This is a genomic window from Corynebacterium sp. KPL2850, from assembly GCF_040225855.1.
GTDB lineage: Bacteria > Actinomycetota > Actinomycetes > Mycobacteriales > Mycobacteriaceae > Corynebacterium.
The window spans coordinates 45,711-53,668 of record NZ_JBEHFV010000017.1 but is presented as its reverse complement, the minus strand read 5'-3'; the positions used below and the strand labels follow the sequence as shown (position 1 = coordinate 53,668).

At 57.1% G+C, this 7,958-nt stretch carries 5 protein-coding genes and 2 rRNA genes; 4 read left to right on the top strand and 3 right to left on the bottom strand.

From position 1 onward, the window contains the following. Both ABRP93_RS07240 and rrf read left to right on the top strand, forming a co-directional pair. A 23S ribosomal RNA gene (locus ABRP93_RS07240) occupies positions 1 to 139 on the top strand; the annotation flags it as partial. A gap of 146 nt (positions 140 to 285) precedes the next feature. Then, a 5S ribosomal RNA gene (gene rrf, locus ABRP93_RS07235) occupies positions 286 to 403 on the top strand. Positions 404 to 791: 388 nt separating this feature from the next. On the opposite strand, the gene ABRP93_RS07230 is transcribed toward rrf, so the two are convergent. Continuing rightward, positions 792 to 1,115 carry a hypothetical protein gene (locus ABRP93_RS07230; protein ID WP_349887472.1) on the bottom strand — a complete coding sequence of 108 codons (324 nt, stop codon included), beginning with the start codon at positions 1,113 to 1,115 and terminating at the stop codon, positions 792 to 794. A gap of 209 nt (positions 1,116 to 1,324) precedes the next feature. On the opposite strand from ABRP93_RS07230, the gene ABRP93_RS07225 reads away from it, so the two are divergent. Both ABRP93_RS07225 and ABRP93_RS07220 read left to right on the top strand, forming a co-directional pair. After that, on the top strand, positions 1,325 to 2,053 hold the full coding sequence (locus tag ABRP93_RS07225; protein ID WP_349887471.1) for an ABC transporter ATP-binding protein: 729 nt from the start codon (positions 1,325 to 1,327) through the stop codon (positions 2,051 to 2,053). Continuing rightward, positions 2,054 to 4,597, top strand: coding sequence for an ABC transporter permease (locus tag ABRP93_RS07220; RefSeq protein WP_349887470.1), 2,544 nt, complete (start codon positions 2,054 to 2,056; stop codon positions 4,595 to 4,597). On the opposite strand, the gene ABRP93_RS07215 is transcribed toward ABRP93_RS07220, so the two are convergent. Both ABRP93_RS07215 and ABRP93_RS07210 read right to left on the bottom strand, forming a co-directional pair. Next, complete coding sequence (locus tag ABRP93_RS07215; protein ID WP_349887468.1) at positions 4,594 to 6,729, bottom strand: bifunctional lysylphosphatidylglycerol flippase/synthetase MprF; 2,136 nt, start codon at positions 6,727 to 6,729, stop codon at positions 4,594 to 4,596. The genes ABRP93_RS07220 and ABRP93_RS07215 overlap by 4 nt on opposite strands. After that, a complete protein-coding gene (locus tag ABRP93_RS07210) occupies positions 6,716 to 7,915 on the bottom strand; it encodes an alpha/beta hydrolase (protein ID WP_349887467.1) in 1,200 nt (399 codons plus the stop codon). The genes ABRP93_RS07215 and ABRP93_RS07210 overlap by 14 nt, the downstream gene beginning before the upstream one ends. Positions 7,916 to 7,958 lie beyond the last annotated feature (43 nt).

The window sequence follows — 7,958 nt, the reverse complement described above, 5'->3', positions numbered from 1 at the left end:
GGGAAGCTAAGCGGGAAGCCTGTTTTAAGATGAGGTTTCTTTTGAGGTCCCCTAAAGACTATGGGGTAGATAGGCCAGACTTGGAAGCACTGTAAGGTGTGAAGGCTACTGGTACTAATTGACCAAAACAAACACACCACAACAACCCAAACACAATGTTTGGATATGTTGGGTGAGCTTGGTTAAAGCGAGTAAACAAAATGTACACATTCACGTGTGTGTCGCGTCCACTATGCAGTATCTGACACAACACCACACACTGGTGGGTAGTGTTCTGATAGGTTTGTCGGTGGTTCATAGCTACAGGGAAACGCCCGGTCCCATTCCGAACCCGGAAGCTAAGCCTGTACACGCTGATGGTACTGCAACCGGGAGGTTGTGGGAGAGTAAGTCACCGCCGACACCAAACAACAAAACAATAATTACATACGGTGTTGATGATGGTCCCCAATAAGAGACCACCACCCCAGAACATGGTTTCGGGATGGTGTGGTTTCTTGTGGGGACCATCAACGTTTTCACACGGGGCTAACCCCCGATGCGTCTACTTTCCCGGGGGTCGGGCCTATCACCCGTCGCGCTCACTGTGGTAGAAAAACCAGAAACCCCGCCGTCCGCGGTGAGCGCGAAGGGCGGGGAAAAATCGGGGTAGCCAGTACGTGTCGTTGAGATACTCCACGGCATTAGCTGAATCCGGAATTCGGCCAAGTGCAGGAATAGTCGGTTATCCCTATGACGCGGAACTAAATCCAAGACGCTTCAGACAGCATTTTGCATGAGAGCCGACAAATCTATCGTTTGTACGGCTGTTTTTTGAGTATTGAATATTCTCCGGACATGAGATCTATTATTCCTGAGTTGATTGCGATGATTCCTATCCAAGACCCTGTTATATAGATGAAAAGTGTGCCGAGGAGTATGGCGAAGCAGCTAACTGCCTTTAGCTGTTTCGTTCTTCTGTCATTGGATTCGTCAGGCTGGTAGATCCGGGCAACCATGAGATCAACGGCGGCAACGGCTAGCAAAAAATACGAAATTCTTGTGTAACCGAATAAAGCAAAGACTCCTGAAACCACAAGCACGGCAATCCCTGCAAAGCCAATCAAACGGCTCATGAGAAAACACTCCATAACATGGCTTAATGGTAAACGTCTCCTTAATTCTATACGAAAGGTGAGGGGGCAGGTCTCTTAGAAAGAAACACGAATCTTCCCACACCATCACACCGCTGCGTGTAAATCAGCCTATGGGGTGATGGGATGCTGCGAATACTCGGGTTACTATGGATAAAGGTAATTTCCCATGTACAAGGAGAACACGCTTTATGAATGATGCCGCGGCGCGCGCCGTTGACTTGTTTAAGCAATACGGAAGCGATGATACGGCGGTTATCGCCCTTGATCACGTTTCCATTGAGTTTGGAAAGAACCAATTCACGGCCATTATGGGCCCATCAGGCTCGGGCAAGTCTACGTTGATGCACACGATGGCAGGGTTGGACTCTGCTAGCTCTGGTTCGGCGTTTATCGGTGATACCGATATGTCGCACCTCAATGACAAGGAAATTACGGCGTTGCGTCGTGACCGCTTAGGATTCATCTTTCAATCCTTCAACTTGGTTCCCACCTTGACGGCTGCGGACAACATTACGCTGCCGACCGATATTGCGGGCAAGGACGTCGATAAGCAATGGTTTGAAGAAGTCACCCGCCGTTTGGGCCTAACGGAGCGTTTGGAGCATCGACCGGCGGAACTATCTGGTGGTCAGCAGCAGCGTGTAGCCTGTGCTCGAGCTTTAGTTTCGCGGCCGGAAATTATTTTCGGCGACGAGCCTACGGGTAACTTGGACTCCAATTCTTCGGCCGAGGTCCTGGATATTCTACGAACTGCGGTGGATCAGGATAATCAGACCGTGGTCATTGTGACGCATGATGCCAAGGCGGCGTCTTATGCCGATCGCGTTGTTTTCCTTGCTGATGGCAAGCTCGTTAACGAACTGCAAGATCCGACGATGGAGGCCATTCACAATGTAATGGCAGAGATTGAGGGTTAAATGGCACGCGGAAACGCAATGCGCAGGGTATCCGTGCGCAATATCATGGCGCATAAGTTGCGCCTTGGGCTGACAATTTTGGCGGTGGTTTTGGGCACCGCCTTTATTGCTGGCTCTTTCATGTTCACTAATTCATTGAAGGCCACTTTCGATTCCGCGGTGGATAACCAATTTCGCGGCGTAGACGCAGTGGTCAGTGAGAATGATGATAGTGAACAGAAGCTGGATGAAGGGCTGCGACAACAGCTGCTTGATGATCCTGAGGTTAAAAACATCAACGTCGCTGACTCGCAGACCGTGGTTGTTGCCGATGAAAATTCGGAAGCTTTCCAAACCCAAAGCGGTACTTCTAGCCTCGTGCCGTATTATCCCGCGGATAAAACCGTCGGTGGCGCTAGTGAGCTCATCGAAGGCGATGAGCCAAAAGCCATAGATGAGGTAGCGATCAATTCTTCTGCTGCGGAGAAATACGACATTTCCGTTGGCCAGAAGATTCTGGTGGTGCATCCGGATAGTCAGGATGAGGTTAGGGTCACGGGCATCGTGGAACCGCCGGTGGAGCAGGGCGATAACATCGAGCTGCGCATGGACGAGGCGAATTACCTAGAGCGCTTTGGTGACCCCTCCCAGCTGAAGGTCTCTGCCGCCGACGGTGTGGATGCGAATGCGCTTGTTGATGACCTCAATGGCAAGTTCGACATCAAAGCCGAATCGGGCGAGCGTCTAGCAGAACAGACCAGTGAGGCCATGACCGAGGCGTTGAAGTTTGTGAACTACTTCCTCGTTGCCTTTGGTCTTATCGCCTTGTTGGTGGGCACCTTTATTATTGCCAATACATTCTCCATGATCGTTGCCCAGCGCATCAAGGAGTTTGCTCTGTTGCGTGCTTTGGGCGCTTCGCGTCGCCAGATCACCAATTCCGTTGTGGTGGAATCCGTCATCGTTGGCGTGCTGGGCTCCATCGTCGGTGTTCTTGCCGGCGTGGGGTTGGTCGCCGTTATCAAGGCAGTCATGGGCGCCAACGGTATGGACATCGGCGGTGGCCTCGGCTTGAGCGTTTCTGCCGTGGTGGTCCCGATTATTTTGGGCACGATTGTCACCGTGGTCTCCGCGTGGGCTCCGGCACGGCGCGCGGGTGCTGTGGAACCGGTTGAGGCGATGCGCACGACGGAGTCGGCCTCCGGCTCTTCGTTGAAGGTGCGCACGATCTTCGGTGCGATCATCATGATTGGCGGCATTATTGCGGCGTTTGCAGGCGTGCTTAGCGATGCCGAAACGAACGTCCGCGCCATTCTCGTTGGCCTCGGCGCCGTCGGAGTGATTATCGGTTTCTTCCTGGCTGGGCCCGCGCTGTCTTTGCCGCTGGTGCCAACGCTGGGCAAGGCAATTGGCGCGCCCTTCGGGTCCATCGGCAAGCTGGCTGCTACCAACTCGCGGCGTAACCCGCGCCGCACCGCCGCCACGGCCTTTGCCCTGACCTTGGGCGTGGCATTGGTCACGAGCATCGGCATGCTGGGACAGACAATGAAGGCTTCCATCTCGGATACGGTGGACCAAACTATTACGTCGGACTATATTTTGTCCGGACCAAGCTCCGGAAACTTCCCGACGCCGAAGGAAACCGGTGCGCGTGCCGCAGAGGCAGACGGTGTGGATAAGGTCATTACCGTCGGCTCGGCGCCGGTTGCCGTGGACGGTCAGGCCTCCTTGGACTTTGGTAGCGGCGGGTTGTTCACCGTGACGGTGGATGCTGACCCTACCTCGATGCTGGCGATGAACATGGTGGAAGGCGATGCCAATATTGAAGGTGGCTTTGCCGCCACGGAAGACTTCGCCAAAGAAAATGGCTGGAAGGTAGGAGAGACCTACGAGGTCACCGGGAGCGAGCCGGGCAAGACTGCGGAAGCGAAACTGGTCGGTACCTTTGAACCCATCGAGACCATTCAAAATATGGTGGTTTCGCAGGACGTGGCAGAACAGGTCGCCGCTGACGGTGAATTCTCCGTGCAGATGGTGGGCGTCTTAGGTCAAGAAGGCTATGACAAGGAAGAGCTGCGCAATAACCTCGAGGATGCCGTCAAGGATCTCGTGGTGGTGCAGGTCAATACCGGTAAGGAATACGCGGGTCAGGCCGCTGGCTTCATCGACCAGATGCTGGCCATTCTCTACGGTCTTCTCGCACTAGCCGTGATCATCGCGGTACTGGGTATTGTCAATACCTTGACCTTGGGTGTTATCGAACGCCGCCAGGAGATTGGCATGTTGCGTGCGGTGGGTACGCAGCGCCGCCAAATCCGCAGGATGATCACACTGGAGTCGGTCCAGATTTCGCTCTTTGGTGCGATCATGGGAATTCTCATTGGCCTCGGCTTGGGCTGGTCCTTCATTGAGATCTTGAATGATCAGGGCCTTGGCGGCGCCGAGGTTCCGTGGGGCATGTTGGTAACCATGCTGCTGGGATCCGCAGTTGTGGGCATCATTGCAGCGGTATGGCCATCGCAACGCGCGGCAAAGACGCCGCCGCTGGAGGCGATTGCGGATTAATGCCTGGATATCCAGGCCTTGACCGCATCCGTGGTCTTGAGGTCTGGAAGGTAGGCGTGCATCGTCGCTAGACCGATATTAGGAAGTTTCAGCTCGTCGTCGTAGCACAGGAACCATGGGTGCTCTTCGGGCTGGAACTTCTTTTTGCTTGCCGCCAGGCTGTGGAATCCGTAGAAGGGCTCGACCTCATTGCCTAGGCGCTGCAAGAGATTGTCGAGCCAGGAGGGCGACGGTGCTTGCCCGGCCAGAGGGGCGCCGGATAAGGAGATCCAGGCACAGCCCTCGGCGTTTGCGATGAGCAAGGCTTCTGAGATGAGCAGTTCCATAACTCCCTTGAAGCCGTGCTCGTTGCGGCGCATGACGTCGAGGGTATAGCCCGCGATGGAGCCGTTTTCGAAGACGGGCATCCAGCTGGTGACGCCGTGGAGGGTGCCGTCCTGGGCTTCGGCAAGCAGCAGGCGAGTGCCGGGGACCTTCATTTCTTCTAGCCCGCCTAAGGTAAATCCCATTTCGGGCAGGGCCTTTTCTGCTACCCATTCCTCGCTGAGAGCGGTGATCTTGGCGATGGTAGCCAGGTCGAGCTCTGCCCAACTGGTCCAGCGGGTGCGTAGTCCCTCTTTAGCTGCCTTATTGCGGGCGGTGCGCACATTCTGGAATTTCTTTCCCTTGAACTCGGTGCGGCAGGGCAAGACGGCCTCTTCGGCAACGTGGACGCGCTTGAGTTCTGGGTGGGCGGCGGCGAAGTCCGCGTTGACGGAATACCAGGCTACGGACCAACCTTGCTCGGCGGCGAAGGCGGCGAACTCGGTGCTGATATCGCGGCCCACGGGCGTGCCTAGGGTGAGGGCGACGCCGTTGGAGACGCGGTAGGCCACGTAGGAATCGCCGTGGAAGAAGTAGCGGTTGGATTTCCACAGGGTCATAAAGGAGAGGTGGTCACCCGTGCCGGATTCGAGCAGGCGGCGCGCGGTGCGGATATCTGCCTCGTTCGCTGGATCGGTGGGCCGGGAGAAACCGCGATACAGGCGGAAGGCGACAAAGATCCAAAAGGCATTTCCAATCCACTCGTAGAGGAACCAGGTAAGGGAGGACGTGGGGATTACGTGGTGGGGAAGTATCATGGCCACCACGGTGGGCAGGAAGCGCAATGGGGTCTCTGCGAGCACGTTCGGCAGTGGGGCGTGCAGCTGTGCGATGAGAATCCAGAGCATCGATCCGCATGCGGCGATACCGGCGCTTAAAAGAGCTGTACGCAGGAGGTAGGCGCGGTTTTCGTGGGTGGGAAACAGCCGCCGGTTAATGAGCAGGATTGCGAGCACGGCAAGCCAAGGCAGCGTGACGGGGATGAGCTCGGGGAGGAAAGAAAGCCTATAGGCAAGCAGGGCAAGTGCCGCTACCTGCGATAAGACCGCGAGCCGCCAGGCGGTGATGCGTCCGCGCACGAGTCCGAAGCAAAAGACGAGTTGCAGGATGAGCGGCAATATGTTGGCTACCACTGGGCCGATTCCGCGGCTATCTTGCCAGAGCAGGCGCGTGACATCGGAAAATGGACCTTGCGCCAACGGATCTAGGGCGATGAAGGCGGGGCCTATCGCAACGCAGGCGACGCAGACGGCGATGAGCACGCGCTGTTCGCGCACGGTTGGCGTACCGGGTGCGGGTTTGACGAGCAGCTGGCCGGCGGTGATGGATAGGGCGGCGGTGATGATACCGAGGACATCGGAAAGCGCGCCCGAGTACAGCACGTACGTGGCGGTCAGGGAGACAATAGAAATTCGGAGGCGGCGGCGCCACAGGCGGGGCATGAACGCGGAGGCGAACCCGGCCGCGCCCACGATGAATCCAATCGGGCTGAGGAAGTCGGTGCTATTGGGCCAGTGCTTGGCGATGCCCAGCGTTACCGGCACCCCAATCGCCGTCGCCGCCAGCCCGGTGATGAGGGTATAGGCGGAGCCGAGGCGCCACTCGGCCGGGGCGAGCCAGGTGGCAATGAGCACGGTGAGGATGATGGAGGCGCCCGGGTGAGCGGTGGTGAGCGCGAGCCATGGCTTGAGGGGGAAATCGACGAGGTGTAGCGACCACATGATGGTCAGCAGGCCGATGGATACGGGAAACTTTTTAAGAATGGACATTGTTAATCCCATCGAACGGATCTGTATCTACCGTGATGCCGCCGCGGGCTGCGGCCCAAGCGAAGGATTCGCGCAGCGCGGGGCGCCAGACTTGGAAGGAGTGCCCGCCCGGCCGCGTGCCGTAGTAGGTTTTCATTCCGGCGGCGCGGGCTTTATCTGATAGCGAGCGCAGGGCATTGACGGATGCGGCATCGTCTTCGCCGGCGATGAAGATGGCCTGAAGGTTGTCGTAGCGGTTGCGCTCCAAGAGGTGGGCGGGGTCTTGGTTGTTATAGGCGGATTCATCGCCGTGGAAAAACTTATTTACGGTGGCGGAGTGGTTGCCGATGGTCGGCTCGGCCTCGCCGGAGATATCAATAACGGAGCCGTAGGCATTCGGATGGGTGGTAGCTATTTGCAGCGCGCAGGTGCCGCCGTAACTTAGCCCGCCGATGGTCCAGGTGTGCTGATCGTTGTTGACTTGGAACTTTGACTTTATATCTTTGGAAACATCGCGGGTGAGGTAGGTCATGACTTGGGCGACATCGCTATCGGCGCAGATGGGGTTCGCGGTCTCGGAACCGGTGGCATCGACGGCGATGACGATGGGGCTGCGCCCGCCATTGGCCGCTTGGAATTGATCGGCGGTTTCGTCCGCTTCGCCCGAACCAAACCATTGATCCGGTCCGCCGGGGTTGCCGTGGAGGAGGACCAGAACCGGGAGGTTCTGGTCCGTCCAGTAAGCCGGCGGGATATACGCGGTGGCGGTGCGCGCGGAGAAGTGGGACGTTGTGCCGGGCAGATCGACGTGGACGAGGGCGGCGCCGGAATGGGTGGTGGTGAACTCGGCGTAGTCCATTTCCTTCGCCACGGGGCGAGGGTCAAGGGAACCGACGTCTGGATAGGTTTGATATTCCATATTGACTAGCCCGACGGTGGCCAAGAGGGAAAATATTCCCACTACGACCGTGATTACCTTGGGCTTGCGGAGGAGTGCGGCCAAGGGGACCAGCGCGGCAAGATAGATGTACCAGGGCACTTCCCAGTGCCGGAGGAACAACCACGCGACGGCGCAGAGGACTAGGGCGAAAAGTATCGGCCAGATTTTCTTTTGGGTGATAACGACGATCGCCGCTACCACCAGGATGAGGAGGAATATGACGCCGTTGACGGGCTCGGCCAACGGCAGGTCCATAAAGAAGTTCACACAGAGAAATCGTAGGCTTGCGCTGGTCCAATGTAGCTAGGAG

Excerpts from the sequence above, each read along its gene's own strand:
- ABRP93_RS07230 (WP_349887472.1), bottom strand. The coding sequence starts at position 1,115 with ATGAGCCGTTTGATTGGCTTTGCAGGGATTGCCGTGCTTGTGGTTTCA.
- ABRP93_RS07225 (WP_349887471.1), top strand. The coding sequence starts at position 1,325 with ATGAATGATGCCGCGGCGCGCGCCGTTGACTTGTTTAAGCAATACGGA.
- ABRP93_RS07220 (WP_349887470.1), top strand. The coding sequence starts at position 2,054 with ATGGCACGCGGAAACGCAATGCGCAGGGTATCCGTGCGCAATATCATG.
- ABRP93_RS07215 (WP_349887468.1), bottom strand. The coding sequence starts at position 6,729 with ATGTCCATTCTTAAAAAGTTTCCCGTATCCATCGGCCTGCTGACCATC.